The 21275-nt window shown below is 36.6% G+C and carries 19 protein-coding genes; 12 read left to right on the forward strand and 7 right to left on the reverse strand.

What is annotated here, in order from left to right; translation table 11 throughout:
- The first annotated feature begins 70 nt into the window (after positions 1-70).
- The 9 genes from CGC47_RS06855 (at position 71) to upp (ending at position 9262) form a co-directional block, all read left to right on the forward strand.
- Positions 71-754 (forward strand): lipocalin-like domain-containing protein, encoded by a 684-nt coding sequence (locus tag CGC47_RS06855; RefSeq protein ID WP_042000869.1) that lies wholly within the window; start codon positions 71-73, stop codon positions 752-754.
- A 241-nt stretch (positions 755-995) separates the two neighbouring features.
- Positions 996-2744 carry an aspartate--tRNA ligase gene (gene aspS / locus CGC47_RS06860; RefSeq protein ID WP_095900159.1) on the forward strand — a complete coding sequence of 583 codons (1749 nt, stop codon included), beginning with the start codon at positions 996-998 and terminating at the stop codon, positions 2742-2744.
- A gap of 99 nt (positions 2745-2843) precedes the next feature.
- Entirely contained in the window at positions 2844-4097 is a 1254-nt protein-coding gene (locus CGC47_RS06865) for a TlpA disulfide reductase family protein (RefSeq protein WP_042000866.1), read from the forward strand.
- Between the two features lie 143 nt (positions 4098-4240).
- Positions 4241-4717 carry a hypothetical protein gene (locus CGC47_RS06870; RefSeq protein WP_147269755.1) on the forward strand — a complete coding sequence of 159 codons (477 nt, stop codon included), beginning with the start codon at positions 4241-4243 and terminating at the stop codon, positions 4715-4717.
- A gap of 443 nt (positions 4718-5160) precedes the next feature.
- Entirely contained in the window at positions 5161-6030 is an 870-nt protein-coding gene (locus tag CGC47_RS06875) for a hypothetical protein (RefSeq protein WP_052456144.1), read from the forward strand.
- 286 nt (positions 6031-6316) lie between these two features.
- On the forward strand, positions 6317-7036 hold the full coding sequence (locus tag CGC47_RS06880) for a DUF4197 domain-containing protein (protein WP_095900160.1): 720 nt from the start codon (positions 6317-6319) through the stop codon (positions 7034-7036).
- Between the two features lie 7 nt (positions 7037-7043).
- Complete coding sequence (locus CGC47_RS06885; RefSeq protein ID WP_042000862.1) at positions 7044-7478, forward strand: DUF2147 domain-containing protein; 435 nt, start codon at positions 7044-7046, stop codon at positions 7476-7478.
- 24 nt (positions 7479-7502) lie between these two features.
- Positions 7503-8522, forward strand: coding sequence for an NAD-dependent epimerase/dehydratase family protein (locus CGC47_RS06890; RefSeq protein ID WP_042000859.1), 1020 nt, complete (start codon positions 7503-7505; stop codon positions 8520-8522).
- An 83-nt stretch (positions 8523-8605) separates the two neighbouring features.
- Positions 8606-9262, forward strand: coding sequence for a uracil phosphoribosyltransferase (gene upp, locus CGC47_RS06895; RefSeq protein WP_013998290.1), 657 nt, complete (start codon positions 8606-8608; stop codon positions 9260-9262).
- Here the strand turns inward: upp and CGC47_RS06900 are convergent.
- The 5 genes from CGC47_RS06900 to CGC47_RS06920 form a co-directional block, all read right to left on the reverse strand.
- Positions 9233-10177 carry a DUF6427 family protein gene (locus CGC47_RS06900; protein ID WP_095900161.1) on the reverse strand — a complete coding sequence of 315 codons (945 nt, stop codon included), beginning with the start codon at positions 10175-10177 and terminating at the stop codon, positions 9233-9235. The two genes, upp and CGC47_RS06900, sit on opposite strands and share 30 nt — an antisense overlap.
- A complete protein-coding gene (locus tag CGC47_RS06905; protein WP_042000856.1) occupies positions 10164-10601 on the reverse strand; it encodes a Rieske (2Fe-2S) protein in 438 nt (145 codons plus the stop codon). The genes CGC47_RS06900 and CGC47_RS06905 overlap by 14 nt, the downstream gene beginning before the upstream one ends.
- Before the next feature lie 12 nt (positions 10602-10613).
- Positions 10614-11222 carry a porin family protein gene (locus CGC47_RS06910; RefSeq protein ID WP_042000853.1) on the reverse strand — a complete coding sequence of 203 codons (609 nt, stop codon included), beginning with the start codon at positions 11220-11222 and terminating at the stop codon, positions 10614-10616.
- 77 nt (positions 11223-11299) lie between these two features.
- Positions 11300-11824 (reverse strand): acyl-CoA thioesterase, encoded by a 525-nt coding sequence (locus tag CGC47_RS06915; RefSeq protein ID WP_013998286.1) that lies wholly within the window; start codon positions 11822-11824, stop codon positions 11300-11302.
- Between the two features lie 22 nt (positions 11825-11846).
- Entirely contained in the window at positions 11847-13004 is a 1158-nt protein-coding gene (locus CGC47_RS06920; RefSeq protein ID WP_042000849.1) for an HU domain-containing protein, read from the reverse strand.
- Positions 13005-13195: 191 nt separating this feature from the next.
- Here CGC47_RS06920 and CGC47_RS06925 point away from each other — a divergent pair, with 191 nt between their 5' ends.
- The gene (locus tag CGC47_RS06925) at positions 13196-13789 is read left to right on the forward strand and encodes an ISAs1 family transposase (protein WP_042000885.1); all 594 of its coding nucleotides are present in this window, start codon (positions 13196-13198) and stop codon (positions 13787-13789) included.
- 26 nt (positions 13790-13815) lie between these two features.
- Here CGC47_RS06925 and CGC47_RS10980 read toward each other — a convergent pair whose 3' ends face one another.
- Entirely contained in the window at positions 13816-13932 is a 117-nt protein-coding gene (locus CGC47_RS10980; protein WP_095900384.1) for a helix-turn-helix domain-containing protein, read from the reverse strand.
- 371 nt (positions 13933-14303) lie between these two features.
- Here CGC47_RS10980 and CGC47_RS06935 point away from each other — a divergent pair, with 371 nt between their 5' ends.
- Together CGC47_RS06935 and CGC47_RS06940 are read left to right on the forward strand one after the other, a co-directional pair.
- A complete protein-coding gene (locus CGC47_RS06935) occupies positions 14304-16673 on the forward strand; it encodes a TonB-dependent receptor (protein WP_095900162.1) in 2370 nt (789 codons plus the stop codon).
- A gap of 11 nt (positions 16674-16684) precedes the next feature.
- Positions 16685-17509, forward strand: coding sequence for a DUF4249 domain-containing protein (locus tag CGC47_RS06940; protein WP_042000846.1), 825 nt, complete (start codon positions 16685-16687; stop codon positions 17507-17509).
- Between the two features lie 229 nt (positions 17510-17738).
- Here the strand turns inward: CGC47_RS06940 and CGC47_RS06945 are convergent, their stop codons facing one another.
- Positions 17739-21224, reverse strand: coding sequence for an efflux RND transporter permease subunit (locus CGC47_RS06945; RefSeq protein ID WP_042000843.1), 3486 nt, complete (start codon positions 21222-21224; stop codon positions 17739-17741).
- Between the last annotated feature and the right edge of the window lie 51 nt (positions 21225-21275).

Below are 21275 nucleotides of genomic sequence, written 5' to 3' on the forward strand. Positions count from 1 at the left end.
TATTTGCTTAATTTATTGATTATGATTTTATTTGCATCTCAATTATTTAATACATAAAATTATTTTAACGATGAAAAGAATTTTAGTATTGGTTTCTTGTGGGAAAGATGATAATCCGCAAAAGCAAGATGAAAAAATTGATATTAAGCAACTCATCGGTCAATGGAGATTACAATCTGTAACAGAAAATGGTAAGAATTTGCTTAATGATTGTAATAAACAAGATACCTATGTCTTCAAATCAGATAATACTTACACAAAGATGCATTATGCTGTTGACGGAGTGAACTGCAGAAAAGAAGATGGACACGGAACATTTTCTTTTAAGGGAAATTTGCTCACGTTTATCAATGGAAAGACAGGTACTGAAGAAACAGGAAATTTTATCATTAAAGAGAATACTTTGACTTTATCAAGTGGAAGTTATACAGCTGTTTATGAAAAGATTGAAAATCCTCTTATTGGAAAATGGAAATTGCAAGGAGAAATAATTAATGGGGAAAAGATACAATTTGAAAAGTGTGAAAAAGAGTTTTTTATGAATATAGAAGAAAAAACGATTACAAATAATTATTTTAAAGTACAAGGAGATAATTGTGTGGAAGACCTCAATAAGAAAGAAGTTCATAATTACACTTTTACACAAACAACAATTACCATAGGAGATTATAAGGTAAATTACGTTATAAAAGATGATGTTTTGACATTTCAAACTCTTGATGAAACAAAAACTACAACTTATACCAAGCAATAAATTTCTAGAAAAAATTAACAAACTTATGCTTATTTAGTTGATTGGTAATGAGTTTGTTTTAATAGTCGTGATGCTTCAACCACATACAAGATAATATACCAGTAATATTGATTGTTTTTCAGAAAAAATCTTCAAGAGCTTGTTGCTTTTGAAGATTTTTTATTTTGGAAGAAAAAACATTTTCAAGTCATCAATTCTTAAAAAAATGCTACTTTTGCAGTCGTAAAACAGATTTCTAAAAATGTACAGAACACATACTTGTGGCGAACTTCGCCTTTCCGATGTAAATAAAGAAATTACCCTCAGTGGTTGGGTACAAAAAATCCGCAATAAAGGTTTTATGGTTTGGGTGGATATCCGTGACCGATATGGCATCACTCAGCTTATTTTTGACGAAGAACGCACCAGCAAAAACGTGTTGGAATTGGCTACAACACTTTCTCGCGAAGACGTAATTCAGGTAACGGGAAAAGTCATTGAACGTGAGGCAAAAAACAATCATATTCCCACCGGAGAAATCGAAATTTTGGTTTCGGAATTGGTCGTATTGAACAAATCGGAACTTCCTCCTTTTACCATTGAAGATAATACTGATGGTGGGGAAGATATTCGTATGAAATACAGATATTTGGATATTCGTCGTACGCCAGTTCGCAACAATTTGATTTTCCGTCACGAGGTAGCGATGCAAGTGAGGAACTATCTTTCTAAAGAAGGATTTATTGAGGTGGAAACGCCTGTGCTGATAAAATCAACTCCTGAGGGAGCCAGAGATTTCGTGGTTCCAAGTCGTATGAACGAGGGAGAATTTTACGCCCTTCCGCAGTCGCCACAAACGTTCAAACAACTCTTGATGGTCGGTGGGTTAGACAAATATTTTCAGATAGTAAAATGCTTCCGCGATGAGGATTTACGTGCTGACAGACAGCCAGAATTTACTCAAATCGACTGCGAAATGTCGTTCGTGGAGCAAGAAGATATCATCAACACCTTTGAGGGACTTACCAAACATCTGTTGAAGGAAGTAAAAGGTATTTCTATTGAGAAATTCCCACGAATGACCTATGCCGAAGCGATGAAAACCTACGGAAACGACAAACCCGATATCCGTTTTGGAATGAAGTTCGGTGAGCTTAACGATATCGCACAACACAAAGATTTCAAGGTGTTTAACGAAGCGGAATTGGTGGTAGGGATTGCCGTTCCGGGGGCTAACAGCTACACACGTAAGGAAATAGATGCTTTAATCGAATGGGTAAAACGCCCACAGGTAGGAGCTTCAGGTATGGTGTATGTTAAGTGTAATGATGATGGTAGCTTCAAATCGTCAGTGGATAAATTTTACAGCGAAGAAGACCTCCAAAAATGGGCGGAACGCACTGAGGCAAAGGCAGGAGACCTTATCTGTATTCTCTCAGGAAAAGCCGACAAGGTGCGTGGGCAACTTTCAGCCTTGCGTATGGAACTTGCCGAGCGTTTGGGCTTACGCAAAGCGGACGAATTTGCTCCGCTATGGGTAGTAGATTTCCCATTGTTGGAGTTCAACGAAGAAGAGAACCGATTTTTTGCAATGCATCACCCGTTTACATCTCCAAAACCGGAAGATATTCCCCTGCTTGATACCAATCCGGCTGCGGTACGTGCCAATGCCTACGATTTGGTGCTGAACGGAAACGAGATAGGCGGCGGTTCTATCCGAATTTTCAATAAAGAATTACAGGCGAAGATGTTTGAGTTGTTGGGCTTTACGCCTGAACAAGCAGAGGCTCAATTTGGCTTCTTGATGAACGCCTTTAAGTACGGAGCACCTCCACACGGAGGCTTGGCTTTTGGGTTTGATAGATTGGTTGCTATTTTGGGTGGACAAGAAACTATCCGTGACTTTATAGCCTTCCCTAAAAATAACTCGGGACGCGATGTAATGATTGACGCACCCTCACCGATTGACTCCGCACAGCTTGACGAATTGCATATCAGGTTGAATAATTAACATAAAAAACATTGCTGAAAGATAGAAGAATTTTTAGCAATGTTTTTCTTTTTCATTGAAAATCATTAGATTTGCTAACATCTTAAAACTATGATAAAAATGAGAACATTACTATTCATTGTGCTGACAACTTTATTTTCTTTCAAAGAAATGTATGCACAGAAAAAGTTAAAGCTTTCGGGAGAAGTTGTTGGGGCAGAAACTGAATCCATTTTGTTGGCAAAACCCACACAATCTGTATTTACAGATGCTGTTATAGAAATTCCTGTAAAGAATGGGAAGTTTTATTATGAATCTCAATTAGAATTTCCAGAAGCTGTAGAACTTTATTTCAGTGAGATTCGTAAAAAAGGAAGTGGAAGTATTATGGAATTGTTTTTGGAAAATGAGGAGATACATCTCACGCTTTATGATGAAGAAAAATTCAACAAAAACATTGTAAGAGGAGGCAAGTTGAATGCTGAGCATAAAAAGTATACGGATGATTTCAATCGTAAGTTTGAACATCTCTTCCAACCGATTATAGATAGTTTGGATGTTTTATATGAAAATGATTTGTATCATAGTAAAGAGGTGGAAGAGTTGTACAAGCAGTTAGATGGTAAAACAGGTGTTGAGAAAAAACTTATCTACGAAAAAATTGAAGCCTTAACAAAAGCTGATAAACATCTTAGCCCTGAGGCTAAAAAGCTTAATGATAGGTTAAAGCCTCTAAATGAGGAAGCTAAAGCATATCGTCAGGAGTATATTGAGAAAAACCCGAACTTGATTGCTTACTCATTTCTTTTGAAAGACTTAATATATAAAAGGGAGCAAATGGATATTTCTTATAGCAAAAGAGTTGCAAAAAAACTAGCAAAAGTCAATCCGAACCATCCATATAATAAATTGGTTGCCGAATTGGTTGCCTCTCTTGAAAATATTAAAATTGGTCAAAAATTCGTTGATTTTACAGCTCCTGACCTAAATGGAAAGCAAGTACAACTATCAAAAGTTATTCAAGGAAAAATAACACTATTAGATTTTTGGGCTACTTGGTGCGGATCTTGTATTGCCACTACTCGTATGATGATTCCCATTTATGAAGCATACAAGGACAAGGGTTTCACAATGGTGGGGGTTGCCGGAGAGTTTAAAAATACGGATAGGTTAACTCAATTTTTAGAGAAAGAAAAATGGGATTGGTTACAATTGGTTGAGTTAGACAAGCAAAATAAAATTTGGCAGAAGTACGGAATACAAAATAAAGCGGGTGGTGTTTTTCTCATTGACGAAAAAGGAACAATCATTGCAATTGACCCTACAACCGAAGAAGTTAGAAAAGAATTAGAAAAGCGATTGGATAAAAACTAAAGAAGTGCTGTAGCAAAGATTGACCCAGCACAACTTCACGAATTGCATATCAGGTTGAAATGAAAAAATACCTTATAGTTTTAGTAATATTAATTTCATCTCAATGCTTAGGACAGGATAATATTGGAATAAAATTCTTTGGTTTGAGTTTTCATCCGTTGGGAGAAAGGCAAAATGCTCATTTAATGCCTAATAAATTAGATGAGAATGCTTATTTTGTTCTGAATTTGGGGGCGATTATTTCTGCTGAAAAATTTGTTTATGAGGGTATAAGTATCAAATTTGCACAAGGGGTTTATGCTGATTGTGCGGTTCAGTTCGGTGGGTTTTCGCATATTGGAATTCGCTTTAGGATTTTTGAAATTCAAAGACACAAATTATCAGGAGGTTTAGGTCCTACTTTAGTATTTCGTAAGAATTGGCAAAAATTAGAGGGCTATCATAATCCGAACGTATTTAAAGGAAGTAAGGAAAGTCGTTGGCAGTATTTGTTTTTGTGGTATGGTGGAGAATTTGAATACAAATACGCTTTAAATGAGCGATTCGATTTGACGACGTCCTTTGTGCCTGGTTACCCCGATTTGATGAGCTTATCCTTTGGAGTAAGTTATAATTTATAGAGATTTTTGTGACATTTTATCTTTTCGAGAGGGCTTCATTCAACCTATAAAGATGATTTTTTGGATTTAATAAATTGATTTCATTTTAGATGGACAAGAAACTATCCGCGATTTTATAGCCTTCCCGAAAAACAATTCGGGACGCGATGTAATGATTGACGCACCTTCATCGATTGACTCCACACAGCTTGACGAATTGCATATCAGGTTGAAATAGAAAAATGTAAATTATTTAATAAAAATTTGTTGTGAATTCTTATATTCGCAACAAGTTTTTCTTTTAAAAAAACTTATTTTATTTCACTAAACTAGTGTTTTGTTTTTTTACATTTACTAATTAAAAGTAAATGTAAAGCTAAAAGTTAAATATTTTATAATTTTCTTTACATCAGTATCTTTTTTCTTAATTTAGCCCATATTATTTTAAGTTAAAATTTTAAAAAATGAAGAATATAGTATCAATTGTTGGAGCTATTTTGTGTTTGTTGTTTTCGGAAAGTGTTTTTGGGCAAGTAATTCCACCAAGAGTACCTAAAAGTCATCTTAAAGAATTGGCACTCAAAGCAAATGTAAAATCTTTCAAGGTAACTACATACAAAGCTATTGACAGTTTTGGTATTGTAAAACGCGGTAGCAAGGCTGATTTTTGGAAAGGTGATATCGTTTCTTTTTTCGATCGTGAAGGTTATAAAACGGAAATGAATTATTATGATAAAGATGCTAATTTGAACCAAAAGATTCTTTATAAATATAATGACAAACGAAAAAGGACTACACGTGATGTGTATGCTTCTAATGGTAAGCTTATTAACCGAAATATTTATTTTTATGATGAAAACGGTTATAAAGTAGCTTATAAAGGGTACAATTCCAAAGGAGAAATTATGGAATCGTTTGTTTATAAAAACGATGATAAAGGTAGAGAATTAGAAGAAGTTTGTGCTAAAACTATAGCTCCTTTTTGTGGTAAATACACCTACGTTTATGACCAATCGGGTAAAGTGGTAGAACTCTGTCGTTACAAGAGCTCCGATAAAAAGGCAGAAGATTGTGAAAAATATGTTTATGATAAGTTAGGCAATTTGTTGGAAACCAGTTTTTATAAAGATAATAACTTGGTTTTCCGAATTGTTCATAGGTATAACAAATCAGGAGATGAAGTTAACCAGCGTCTATTTGATGAAAGAGGAAATCTTACCAAAGAAAAGAAATTTACCTATAAGTATGACGCTAAAGGAAATTGGATAGAACGAACAGAGTTTGTTGATGAATTTGTAAAATTTGTTTTTGTAAGAGAAATCAGCTATCATTAAAAACACTTTATATTTTAATTATCTGAATTGTAAAACAATAGAAACCATATAAAAAAAGCAGTGAAAACGGTGTGTTTTTACTGCTTTTTTGATTTAAAAAAGGGATGCAAATACAGCTCAAAAAAATCTATTTTAATAGTATTTTTTGTTGTTTAGATACATTTTTTACAAAAAAGTTGAATATAATACAGAAATGGCATAAAATTTGACAAATGTAATATTGTTTTTATTAAAAAATTATCTTTTTGAAATTAGTTTATCGATTTAAATAATTAAAATTCTAAAAATGAAGAGAATAGCTATAGCATTATCGGGCTTTTTATTTCTGTCGAGTTGTGCTGAATTACAAGGTGTGATAAATAATTATCCGTCTTCGGAGCAAACTACAGGGAAAACGCTCTCCTCCTTGGATATTTCAAACGGACTCAAACAAGCATTAGAATTTGGCATTGCTTCGGGGGTAGATGTCCTTAGCCAAAAGGACGGATATTACACTAACCAATTGGTGAAAATTTTGCTTCCACAAGAGTTACGAGAGGTTGACCAAGTGCTTCGTTCCATAGGCTTAGGAAGCCTTGCCGATGAAGGTCTAAAATTGCTTAATCGTGCTGCGGAACAAGCCGTTTCAGAAGCTAAGCCTATTTTTATTTCAGCAGTTAAAAACCTTACTTTTGCCGATGCGGCTTCCATCTTAGCAGGGAACGACGATGCCGCTACCCAGTATCTTAAAAGACAGACTACCCAGCAGTTAGTTGTTGCCTTTTCACCAAAAATTAAGGCTTCGCTAGACCAAGTAGGGGCTAATGATATTTGGAGACAAATAATCAATAAATACAATTCCATTCCGTTTGTAGATGCCGTAAATCCTGACCTAACTCAGTATGTTACTGAACAGGCAATCAACGGATTGTTTATACAAATTGCCCAAAAAGAACGTGATATTCGCACTAAAATTTCCCAGCGAACCACACCTCTTTTACAAAAAGTATTTTCAAATCAAAATTAAATTACCAATGAAAAAGACTATTTTTACACTCGTTACGCTGTTATTAGGAAGTATTTTATATGCTCAAAATAAAGAGGATATCGTAGGAGTATGGCTCAGTGAAACCAAAGATGGTAAATTTCAAATTTATGAAGAAGGAGGTTTATTCTTCGGAAAACTAATTTGGATGAAAGAGGAGTTTGAAAAAGATGGTAAAACGCCTAAAAAGGACGTCAATAACCCCAACAAATCTCTTCGAAATAAACCTTTGAAAGGTAGCGTTATCTTAAAAAAATTGAAATACCATAAAGGGGAATGGAAAAATGGCGAAATTTACGATCCTCAAAGCGGAAAAACCTATCATTGTAAAGCTAAAATCAAAAATAATCAATTGATTCTTAGAGGATTTGTAGGTGTCTCTTTATTAGGAAAAAACACAACTTGGACTCGCGTAGAATCATAGTATAAGAAAAAATCAAAAACAAATATGCAAAAGAAAACAATACTATTAACCGGTGCAGGAGGAAGTGTAGGTAAAGAAGCACTTCAACTTTTAGTCAATAAACATAACTTGTACAACATCCGAATATTTGATTTGGACACACCCAAAAACAGAAAGTATTTTGAAACGTTTTCAGATAAAATTGAAATTTTCTACGGAGATATAACTCGAAAGGAAGATACCGTAGCTCCGGTAACGGGAGTAGATGTAATTATCCATTTGGCGTCGGTCATTCCGCCTTTAGCAAATGAAAAAACTCATTTGGTAGATAGCGTAAACGTAGGCGGAACGCGTCATTTGGTGGAAAATACCGAAAAATACGCTCCTGATGCTTTTATGTTATTTGCTTCAAGTATAGCCACATACGGCGACCGTTTGCAAGACCCATACATACGCGTTACTGACCCGCTTGTACCCAGTGAGGGCGATTACTATGCTCAAGGGAAAATCATTATGGAAAAAATCGTGCGTGAAAGTCGTTTGCAGTGGAGTATTTTCCGCTTAGGAGCCATTATGGGGCCTAAAAACCATAAAATTTCGGGTATTATGTTCTTAATGTCGCTTGACCAATTGATGGAAATCGCCACGCCCCGAGATACCGCCAGAGCCTTTATAAATGGCATTGATCATCTGCAAAGTTTAAATCAAAAAATATTCAATTTAGGCGGAGGAGCTGATTGTGTAACCACGTATTGCGAATTTTTAGGCAAGAATTTTGAAATTTACGGTTTAGGAAAGCTCAATTTTCCTGAGCGTGCTTTTGCTACTAAGAACTTCCATTGTGGCGTTTATGTCGATGGTGACGAACTTGAAAAAATCGTTCGTTTCAGAAAAGACACCCTTGAAGATTATTACCAAATGGTGCGTGAGGCAACACCAATGCTACAACGATGGGCAACTCGTTTATTTGCCCCAATTATCAAAAAATATTTACTTTCAAAGTCCGAACCCTATAAGGCTTGGAAGCAAAACGATACGGAGAAAATAAAGCGCTATTTCCAATAGTTTTGATAAATACTACTGGTGTATAATCCTAAAAAAATATTTTTTCATTACCTTTGTGGGGTAAGTAAAATATTTATCAAGTTATGATTATACACCATTTGGGCGAAGAACCCTCCATATTGAATCGTTTTACGGCAGAATTACGCGATGTGAATATCCAAAAGGATCGTATGCGTTTTCGCACTAATTTAGAGCGCATTGGAGAGATTCTCTCTTATGAAATGAGTAAATTTTTACGATACAAGTCAGAGGTAGTAACTACTCCGTTAGGCGAGAAAAAAGTACAGCTACCCAAAGACAAAGTAGTGATTTGTTCGGTGTTACGTGCTGGATTGGCACTTCATCACGGAATTATGAATTATTTTGATAGTGCGGATAATGCCTTTATCTCTGCATATAGGCATCACACCTCTGAAACCGATTTTGATATATTGGTGGAATATTTAGCGTCTCCTTCCTTAAATGATAAAATCTTGTTTTTGGCTGATCCAATGCTTGCTACGGGACGTTCCTTCGTTAACGTTTACAACGCTTTGGCTCCTTTAGGAAAACCTAAAGAGGTACATCTTTTTGCCGTTATTGGGGCACAAGAGGGTATTGATTATTTGGAGCAACATTTTCCTGAAGATACACATTTGTGGATTGCCACCATTGACCCCACTTTGAATGAAAAAGGATATATTGTTCCAGGTTTGGGCGATGCTGGAGATTTAGCCTTTGGTGATAAAATGCAGCACTAAAACCACTAATGGGGAAAGCAATATCGTGTATAAAATGGTTTCTTTGAGCCAATTCCGCTGAATTTGTTCCACATAAAGACCTAATAGAATTGCCAAAGGAATGTAAATGAAAATAATTTCTTTGGAAAGAAAAACGATAAACAGCCCAATAAATAAAAACTCTGCAATATACTTGATATTTGTGCTTATATTCGCTGATTTTTTTGAGAAGAAAAAGAAAATAGAAATAAGTAAAAGTAAGGTCATAAATGCCAACGGAACTATTTTTTCAAGTGAGAGAAAAGTTTCGTAGTTCAAATTTATTTGCCAAGAATATATATTGGGAAGTTTTTCTGTTATTCCTAGTAAAAGGCTAATCATCAGTGAAATAACAATTACTGAAAATAAAGCCACAAAAGGGATAAACCAATATTTTCCTTTTTTAGATCCATAGAAAAGCAATGAAAACCAAACTGTTATAAGAAATAAAATAGCCCAAGGATAAAACAATGCAGCACAAGCGATAAGAAATGAAGCGTCGAATATTTTTTGAGCAATTTTTTTGCCAGTTCTAAGCGTCATTATCCTCCATAAAGATATGATAATTAAGGTATTGGAAGCCATTAGAGGCAAGTTCTGGAAAGTTTGTGGGAATAATGAAATAAATACCCCGAAAAACACAATCGGGTAAGAGCTACCTTGTGTCAAATCGTTTTTTAGGATGATACTTTGAATGAAAATCAAGCCAATGAAAATCAGTAGTAATTCTCCTAAAGCGTTAAAAGTATAAAAAAGGGTTAGTGGTTGTTCAAAAATAAAAATACCATAGGTTAAATATCCTAAAATACTTAGGATGAAGACTAAAAGGATATTTGCAGGTTTGGTGTTTTGAAAAATTCCAGAGATCATTACAGGTAAAAAATCAGTTATACACATTAAGAGTGGTTCCTGAAGCGACCACTCTATAGTTGAGTAAAGGATAAGGTTTTTGAGCGTTTTCGCCTTGTTTTACAATGTTTCCGTTAACTAAACTATACAGATTATCATCGCAAGGGCAAACGACATAAAAACCATCCTTTAATTGCATTTTTTCGCAACTTTTTACCTGATGATTTGGACACGAAGCCTCCCACGCTACGTAGTTATTTCCCCCAGTATTCATTACATATACTCCTTGAATACCTACTCCAGCGTTACCAATGTAGATGGGTATCAAAGGATTTTTGAGTTGATTATAAGCAGGTAAATTCATATTGATAGAAAATGAAAAGCGAACTTCGTGTAAATACGGGTTACGTTCGCTCTGTGGCTTACTACAACAAACTAAGAGTAGCGAAAAGAACAAAAATATTTTTTTCATTCCTCCAATAGGTTAAAACACATACCCGATTCCTACCGAAATTACTGAATTTTTCAGCGAATAATTGTTACTAATCTTAGCATCAGATAGAGTAGGGTGCGATTCAAAAATATTACTAATGCCGTGAGCCAAACGAGCTTCTAAAAACCAACCAGAATAAGAGGTAAATCCTGCTCCTATTAACAATGAAACATCAAAACGGTCAATACTTTTTGGGTCAACAGTCGTTGATTTAGTGTTTTCAAAAGTAAAATCAGGGCTGTCTAATAAAAAACTCAACTGCGGACCTAAATGAACATTGATGGCTTTGGTGATATTAAACCGAGCCATTGCAGGAAGTGATAAATAGTTCAAATGCAACGTACTACTACCTAAAGTAGGCGATTGAATTTTTGCTCCCAATCTGTTAAATAATGCCTCTCCTTGTACTGAAAATAGTTTAGAGAAAGGTATTTCTAGAGTCAACCCCCCATAAAAAGCGCTAGTTCCACTTACCGAAGCACCACTGGCAACATCTCCTTGTAGCGTGGCATAATTAAACCCACCTTTGATGCCCATATATTGTGCACTGATTCGTTGTAATCCACATAGTAAAATTGCTAAAAAAAGTATTTTTTTCATTGTATTTATTTTTTAGTTGGTTAAAAAACAGTGCTTGACAAACAAAAACTACCTATAGGGTAGTTTTAACAAATGGTTTAATTCTCCTCTAAAGCTACAAATAACGATTTTAACTCGGTTGCATCGTGGGGCTTCAATTTTCCTGCTAAAACTAAACTAAGTTGTCTGCGCTGTAAAGCGCCATAAAATCGTTTCTTTTCAAGTTCAGTTTCAGGTTGAATTTCAGGTACTTTGGTAGGTCTTCCGTTTTCATCAATGGCTACAAAGGTATAAATAGCTTCATTGGCTTTGGTTTTTTCACCACTGATTCTGTCTTCCACCCAAACATCAATAAAAACCTCCATAGAGGTAGAAAATGCCCGAGAGATAGAAGCCTCAACAGTTACCACACTTCCTAAACGTATGGAATGGTTGAAAGCCACGTGATTGACCGAAGCGGTTACCGTTGGGCGGTGCGAATGACGTTGGGCAGCTATACTCGCAGCGCGGTCCATACGCGCTAGAAGCTCTCCACCAAACATATGCCCCAAATGGTTAGTTTCTCCAGTGAGTACCAAATCGGTTAGAAAAGTACGAGATTCGGAAGGTGTTTTTTTACGCATTTATTTTTCAGATTCGGTTGTTTTATTCGTTAATTAAGACCCAAGCATCTAAATTGTTCTGATCTTTTATTTTCTTTTTCAAGGCATTAGCTTGTTCAATGTTGTCAAATCCTGAATAACTTACTTGATAGAGCCCTTTTTTATTCTTTCCGATGATTGAAGCATTAGCATACCCCATTGCTTTTAATTGATTTACACGAGATTTCGCATTTTTCTCATCTTTAAAAGCACCCGCAATTACTTGATACTTCTTGCTAACAGTGGTTTTTGAAGTCTTTTCCGTACTATTTTGAGTGGTCTCTTTTTTAGATGTTTCTGGTTTTTTAGAGGCTGAAACATTGGTTTCAGTAGCTTTAGGTTTGTCTTTTTGGGTTTCAGCTGTTTTTTGGGTTTCAGCTACTTTACTTACATTAAGCGAAACTGGAGGTAACACAATAGGTGTACTATTGAAGAAAGTAGCCTCACTTATTTTAAGCTGTAATTCTTTCTGAACATCAGCCTCTTGAATTACAATTTCAGGCGCTTGTTTGTTGGCTTGTAGGTAAGAATACGCTCCAAAGCCCAATAAACCAACCCCAATTACGGCAATAGCAACATACTTAAGCAGAGAGCCTTTTTTTTCTTGTTTTTCTTCTTCATTGGCGGTTTGTTCCTGCTTTACCTCAGTGGCAGCTGAACTATTTGAAACAGTAACAGGCTCAAAAGGCACCTTTTCTGGAGTCTCTTCTTTGCTTTTTGGTGTAGGGTCAAACTTCACATTCGGAGCTACCTCGTGAGGTACAAAAGTGGACATTCCAAACGAGTCGGTTAAGAAGTTTACGCTATCCGAAGCCTCAAAACTGATACGCCCCTCTGGAGTTTGCTTAATGAAACCAATATTTCCTAATGAAATGATTTCCTTTTTATTAAGTCTTTCTTTCCAAGTTTCAACAACATCAGAAATGAAACTCTCGGCTTGTTCATAACTTACTCCTGAACTTTCAGAAATGTGCTTGATGAGCAATCCGTCATTCGATACCAAACTGGAGTTGAATGTAATTTCCCTTTTTGGTGGTGTAAAAGTTTTATCCTCAAAAAGTTTAGCGGACTTCCGATTGGAAATAAACGCACCAAATTTCGGGATAATGACACACTGGTACTTGAAGAGTAATTCCTCTACATAAACATTAAGTTCTTTCATAAGAATGAGCTCTAAAAATTAAACACTACACAATGATAAGCCAAAATTATGAAAAAATATTCTATTTACCAAATACTATCTATCGGGTTACATTCAACCCCAAAGTGCAATTTTTTATGCCACGAATTTATAAAACAAATTTTTAGGTTCTTCAATAGGTCAAACGCACGAAATTTAATATTTTTGTTTTTATGGATTTAGTGAGTTATTTTTCTAACATTGAGGATTTTCGTATGGTGAACAAATACAATCATCTTCTTTCTGACATACTTCTCATTGGGCTTTTCACCTATTTGAGCAACGGCGAAGACTACGAAGATATGGTATTATTTGCTGAAAATCACCCTGATTTTGTGCGTGAATATTGTAAGCTTCCCAACGGAGTGCCTTCGCACGATACCTTTAATCGAGTTTTTAGTTCACTGGATACTAGTGTTTTAAACAAATGCTTAATGGATTATGGTAAAGCTATTTTGGATACACTTGGCGAAAAACAAATCTGTATTGATGGAAAGAAAATTAAAGGTGTAAATCCTAGAAGTCGTGGAAATACAGGGCTTTACATTGCAAATGCTTGGGTGAGCGAAAACGAACTTTGCATCGGAGAGAAAAAAGTAGCAGACAAATCCAATGTAATAACGGCTATTCCTGAAATCATCAATAGTTTAGATATTGAAAATGCAGTAGTTAGCATTGATACGATGGGCTGTCAGAAAGAAATAGCATCTTTAATTATGGCAAAAAAAGGGCACTATCTCCTGTCCTTAAAATCGAATCAATCATAATTATTTGAGGATGAGTGTTTTGAGGATTAAACCCCTCTTTTGAGTTTGTTCCTCTTGAGCTTCCTACTAATGGTGCTTTCTGACACGCCCATTTGCTGAGCAATAAATTTTTGTGATTTATTACATTTAAGATATGCTTTTATTCGTACCCTTGATACAGAGTTAAATGTTTATATTTCATTGTCTTATTTGACAAAAGAATAACATTTTTTTGAAGGGAGAAAGTTTTTTTTACTTCTCTCTTTTTTCTTTGGGCTAGCCCAAAGAAAAAAGAGAGAAAAACGATCCCAAAAAATTGCAATTACTAATGGAATCTAAGCAGCATTTAAAGCTTCCTATTGCTTTGGAATCAATCTTCAAGAAAGCTCTAAATCATTATAGAAAACACTTAAAACGAACTATTTGCAATATCAAATATAAAAACTTAAAACCCCTGATTTATTTCACAATTATTTAAGGAGTAATTATATGGATACTTCATTTAAAACCGTATCTTTGCTGACAAAGACATTGTATGAAAAAGCTATTTTTTTTAGTTTTCGGTTGTTTTGGGCTATTTCTAGGCTACTCTCAATCGAAATTTACCATTAGTGGTTACGTTACCGACGGAAAAACGGGAGAAAAACTCTCCTTTGTGGCAGTTTACTTTGAAGGAACTACGTATGGCACCACTACCAATCAGTATGGGTTTTACTCCTTGACCCTACCCTTGGGCGAATATTTGATGAAAACCGACTATTTGGGTTACGAAACGGTTTCCGAAAAGATAAAATTAAAAGCAAATTTACAGAAGAATTTTGTGCTAACTCCATCGGTAACCGAATTGGAAGGAGTAGTGGTACAAAATAATGTAATGAAATCAAATGTACGTACCCCAGAGATGGGCGTGGTTAAACTTCCGGTGGCGGTCATCAAAAAAATGCCTGTAATATTGGGCGAAGTTGATGTGATTAAAAGCCTTTTACTTTTGCCAGGGGTAAGTAGTGGCGGCGAGGGCTCGGCAGGGTTTAATGTTCGTGGCGGAAGTGCAGACCAAAATTTGGTACTATTAGATGAGGCTACCATTTTTAATGCCTCGCATCTTTTCGGCTTTTTTGGTGTAATCAATGCCGATGCCATTCGTGATTTGACCCTTTATAAAGGAGGTATTCCTGCGCGTTATGGTGGTCGGGTTTCTTCAGTTTTGGATATTTATCAAAAGGAAGGAAACAGTCAACAATTTGCCGTGAATGGTGGCTTAGGATTACTTTCTTCACGCTTACTCTTGGAAGGACCTATCGTTAGGGATAAAATTTCCTTTCTCGTGGGCGGACGAACCTCCTATGCGCATTGGTTTTTAAAACTATTCAACAACCCCAACAGCGCTTATTTCTATGACCTAAACACCAAGTTAAGCTATCAAATCAACGATAAAAATGCCCTTTACCTTTCAGGATATTTCGGTAGGGATTATTTTGACTTGAGTGGCAATTTCAATAACCTATACGGAAACGAATTCGGGAATTTGCGTTGGAATCATCTGTTTTCGGACAAACTTTTCTCAAATCTTTCTGCTATTTACAGCCGTTATTACTACGGATTAGACTTGGGACTGGTGGGCTTTTCTTGGAAGGCATATATTCAGAATTTTAATTTGAAGTATGATTTTAAGCATTATTTGTCCGAAAAAACCAAATTGGGCTACGGATTTGGAGCAATTTATCACGATTTTAACCCTGGTGAAGTAACCCCCATCGACGAAAAATCAAAAATAAAAGCCGATAAATTAGACAAAAAATATGCCTTAGAAACGGCTCTTTACCTTGAAGGTGAAACCAAAATCACTCCTGAAATTTCTGTAGCTTACGGATTGCGCCACAGCCGATTTTATCGTCTAGGAGCCGAAAATATAAGGCTTTACCAAGACAACCAACCCGTAGGTTATAGCACAAAAGAAAAACGATACTATTCCAAAAAGCCTATTGATAGCATCGCTTTTGGAAGACATAAAGTAATTGATGCTTTCCGCCATTTTGAACCTCGCCTAACGCTAACCTATGCTTTCGATGATAATCATTCGATTAAGTTAGGATACAATAAAATGGCTCAGTATCTACACCTTATTTCTAACCGAAATTCACCCATTCCACAAGATATTTGGATGCCCTCGGGCAGGTATGCAAAACCTCAATTGCTAGACCAAACTGCCTTAGGCTATACCTCTAATTTCAAAGACGGGAATTACAGTTTGGAAGTAGAAACCTTTTACCGAACCGTACAAAATCGGTTGGATTATATTGACGGCGCCAACCTTACGGCAAACAATTTTTTGGAACAAGAAATCCTCTCTGGAGAAATGCAAGCCTATGGACTTGAGGTTTATCTGAAAAAAAACACTGGAAAATTAACGGGGTGGATTTCCTACACCTTATCCAACGCCGAGCAACGCGTAAAACCCCGAAATGCCACCGAAACAGGAATTAATTTTGGCAACTGGTACAAAACCGCTTATAATAAAACCCACGACCTATCGGTAACGGCTTTGTATAATCTTAATAAAAAATGGGATTTTGGGGCAACCTTCGTGTTTCAAAGTGGTATGCCCGTAACCTTTCCTAATGCTCGATATGACTATCAAGGCATTTATGTACCTAACTTCGGAATGCGTAACACCAACAACTTACCCACATATCATCGATTGGATATTTCAGCAACTTATACCCCCTCAAAAAATAAAGACCGAAAGTGGAAAAACGAATGGGTTTTTGGCATATATAACGTTTATAATCGGATGAATACCTTTTCAATGAGTTTTAGTCAAAATGCTGAAACGGGTAAAAATGAAGCCACAAGGCTTTCCATATTCGGAATTGTTCCGAGTGTTTCTTATAATTTTAAATTTTAAAAACGATAGATATGCGTGGTTTTAAAACAATTTCGTCATTACTTTTCATAGCTTGTTTTGCTTCCTGCCAAAAAGTGGTTAATGTTGATTTGGAAACAGCAGCACCAAAACTGGTAATTGATGCCACCATTGATTGGCAACACGGAACCAAAGGCAATGAGCAAACCATAACCTTATCCACAACGTACCCTTATTTTAGTAAGGATTCGATAGCCCCGAAGGTTTCTGGTGCTAAGGTTACGGTAACTGATTCCTTAGGTAAGATTTTTGACTTTGAGCAAGTAAAAACAGGAGAGTACGTTTGTAATACTTTTTCACCTACTTTGAATATGTCTTACACGCTTCGTGTAGATTATCAAGGAAAAACATACACCGCCAAAGACAAACTCTATCCGATGCCCCAACACGTTGATTTTCAACAAAAGGATAAAGGAGGTATTTTTGGCAATGCTATGGAAATCAGAGGTTTCTTTAAAGATGATGACCAACTAAAAAACAACTATTATTTAGTAAAAATCAAATCGCCACATAGTAAGTTCCCTGCTTATATTGATTTGAATGGTAAATTTTTCTCAAAAAATAATTTATTTTTTATCTATTCTGATGAGAAACTAAAGCCTAAAGACACCCTCAATTTTGAAATTTATCGTATTTCAGAAGATTATTTCGGTTATATGTATCGCATTTTAGAAATTACCTCAAATGGCTCCAGCCCTTTTTCAACACCTCCTGCATCGGTAATCGGTAATATTATCAATAATAAAGACGCCAATGATAATCCGTTAGGGGCATTTCGAGCTACTCAATTTATATCAAAACAATACATAATAAAATAATATTTAAAACGATTTTAAACCATTGGATTACAATGATAACAAACAAAAAAGGGAGAATTTATATAAATTCTCCCTTTTCATTTGATAAATCATTTACCACATAGTTCGAGTCTATTTATAATTAATCTATGTGCCTTTTAAAACTCAAAGTAGAAATCTTGTCACTTGTTTCTTGACACTTTTAACTTTATCCTTTCTACTTTCTACTTTATCCTTTTAACTCGTCCCTTTATCTCTCTACCAGAATTGTATTTCCCTCATTATCTTGTTTGTAAACCTTTCCAAAGCGATTTGAAAATTTTGAAGTCAGGTAGAACATCACCGGAACAACAATCAGCGTAAGGAATGTTGAAAATACCAGTCCGTAGATAACCGTCCAAGCCAATGGTCCCCAGAAGATAACGTTATCTCCCCCAAAATAGATATTCGGATTTAGTGAATCAAATAGCGTAAAGAAGTTAATATTAAACCCGATAGCAAGAGGTATTAACCCCAGTACGGTCGTGATAGCAGTAAGCAAAACAGGACGCAAACGAGCTTTTCCGCCCGATACGATAGCATCGTAAACCGACTGATTATCAATTTTGTCATACACACTCAAGCCCATTTTTTCCTTTTTGCGGTCGATAAGTAGTTGTGTATAATCGAGCAGTACCACACCATTGTTTACTACAATTCCCGCTAAGGAAATGATTCCCATCATCGTCATCAGAATAACGAAAGGCTGTCCTGTAATAATCAGTCCTAAGAAAACTCCCGTGAAACTCAGTAATATCGTAATGAAAATCAGCGTTGGTTTCACTATTGAATTGAATTGATACACCAAAAGGAAAACAATCAGCCCCACAGCGATAAGAAGTGCTGTTGAAAGGAAAGCCATTTCCTTGTTTTGTTCCTCAATCTGTCCCGTAAAATCAATTTTGATTTCTTGCGGAAGGTCGAAGTTTTTCATCTCTTGCTGAATTTGCCGCACAATAGCACTCGCATCGCTAAATCCAGGGCTTAAAGCCGAATACAACGTTACCACCCTATCGGTTTTGTTGTGTTTTATCGTACTGAACGACGAGGTATTTTTATATTTCGTTACAGAAGATATCGGAACGTGTCGCCATTCCCCAGTATTGGCATCTCTAAAGATGATATGTTGGTTGAACAAAACATTGGTATTGTAGCGGTCTGCCCGATTAAAACGAACGTAAATATCGTAGTCGTCGCCTTTTTCTTTGTAAACTCCCGCCTTCTCCCCAAATACGGAACGACGCAACTGATTGGAAATCTGCCCGACAGAAACCCCTAATTCCCCTGCTTTTACGCGGTCGATTTCAACCTCTATGGCAGGTTTATTTTTGTTGACATCTATTTTCAGTTCGTCAATTCCTGCTATGTTTTTCTGTTTGATAAAATCACGCATACGCTCGGCGGTAACAATCAGTTCATTGTAATCTTCGCCACGAAGTTCGATATTTATCGGATGCCCAGCAGGAGGTCCGTTTTGGTCTTTTTCTACCGAAATGGAAACCCCAGGGTAAACACCACGCAAATCGGATTGAATTTTCGCACGAAGCTCCTCTGAATCCTGCCCTCGACGATATTTAAACTCACGGAGGGTTACCGTTACTTTCCCTCTATTGGGCATTTCAGCCGACGAAGCTCCATCGGTATAAGGATTTCCTGCTCCTTCACCCACTTGAGCCACAGCCGATTCTACCATAAAGTTGTAATCACCATCGCGGTATTGGTCGCTATTGAGTAGCGTATATATTCGTTTTTCAATGTCTTGCGTTACTGCGTTGGTTTTCTCAATGTCTGTTCCTTCAGGATATTCGATGTAAACGATAATTTGATTGGGTTTGTTATCAGGGAAGAAGTTTATACTTGTACGCCCTGTCCCAACCGACCAGCCAAACAACACAAACGACACGATAAGCAACGCAAACGTAGAAGCAACCATTATATACGGATTTTTTCCGCGAAGTGTAAAACGAAGTGTTCTTTCGTACATATCCTCCATCCAAGTAAGGATTTTTCGTTGGAAGTTATCCGCCAATTTTTTAATGAAATATTTGTACGACCAGAGCAAAAAGATAGTGAAATAAAGCACCGTTCCTAAGCCTCGAACCGCTCCTCCAACAAGTAAAATGAAGGTTCCGATAACGAAAAGCAAAATACTGATTTTCACCAATTGCTTAACGCTTAATACTTTTTCGTTGATGTCCATAAATTCGGATACCAACATCGAATTGAAGAAGATGGCAACAAAAAGTGACGACCCCAACACAATGGAAAGCGTCAGAGGGAAGTACATCATAAAATCTCCCATAATGCCAGGCCACATTGCCAAAGGTAGAAATGCCCCAACGGTGGTTAAAGTAGAAATGATGATAGGCACGGCAACCTCTCCGATACCTGCTTTGGCGGCTTCGTATCTGCTCATTCCTTCTTTTTCCATCAGTCGGTAAACGTTTTCAACCACCACAATTCCGTTATCGACAAGCATTCCCAATCCCATAATCAGTCCGAAGAGAATCATCGTGTTGAGCGTGTAGCCCAAAGCATTGATAATCATAAAGGACATAAACATCGACATCGGTATAGCAAATCCTACAAAAAGTGCGTTTCTAAAGCCCAAAAAGAACATCAGTACGCCCACAACGAGGAACACCCCGAAAATGACGTTGTTGCTCAGGTCACTTACCATATTTTCAGTCTGTTGTGATTGGTCATTGGCAATGGTTATCGATAAATCTTTCGGAAAATCGCTTCGCATTTCGGCTACTAATTCTTTGATTTTCTCACTTGCCTGAATCATATTTTCGCCCGAACGCTTTTTCACGTCGAGCATCACCACGCCCTGACCAAACTCACGAGCATACGTGGTTTTGTCCTTATCTCGGAAAGAAACTTCGGCAATATCGCCCAAGAATACGATGCCTTTTTCCGACTTTACGATAAAGTTTTTCAAATCGGAAGGCTGCTCAATTTCGCCCACCATTCGTATGGTACGTCTTTGCCCCGAAGCGATGAGATTTCCGGCAGACATTGTTACATTCCCTCTGCCAATGGCATTAATCACATCGTCGATGCTCACCTTCGATGCCATCATTTTGTACATATCAATGGCAACTTCTACCTCTTTTTCCTGAGCTCCGCGAATGGTAGCTTCTTTTATTTCGGGCAGATTTTCAATTTTCTTTTGCATCTGCTCGGCAAATTCTTTGAGCTTAGCGGTAGGGTAATTTCCGGCAATGTTTACATTCAAAATCGGGATAAATTCCGAGATGGTAATGTCAAACACATTGGGTTCCACTTTCGCTCCGTTGAAGGTAGGCCAATCCTCGTTGGATACTTCTTTGTCTACCTCATCTTTTACTTTTTGCAGCGCACTTTCGATGGTGATTTTCTCGGTAAATTCGAGGGTTATCATTCCGTAATCTTCCTGTGAGGAGGATTGTATTTTTTTGAGATTACTTACCCCTTTGAGCTTCTCTTCCAATGGGTCAATAATCAGTCTTTCAATGTCTTCGGCGGTATTGCCCGGATAGACAACACTGACGTAAATCTTCGTATCTTTAATTTCCGGAAAGCTCTCGCGAGGCATATTCATATACGCCAACATTCCGGCAAGGAAAAAGATAAAAATCATCACGTAAATGGTGAATTTGTTGTCAATTGCCCAAGACGACATCTTGAACTCTTTATCTTTGATATTACTCATAGTATGATATGGGTTTTATTTCTTTATTATGTTGATTATTGTTGTGATTTT

It is taken from the genome of Capnocytophaga canimorsus (assembly GCF_002302565.1).
Lineage (GTDB): Bacteria > Bacteroidota > Bacteroidia > Flavobacteriales > Flavobacteriaceae > Capnocytophaga > Capnocytophaga canimorsus.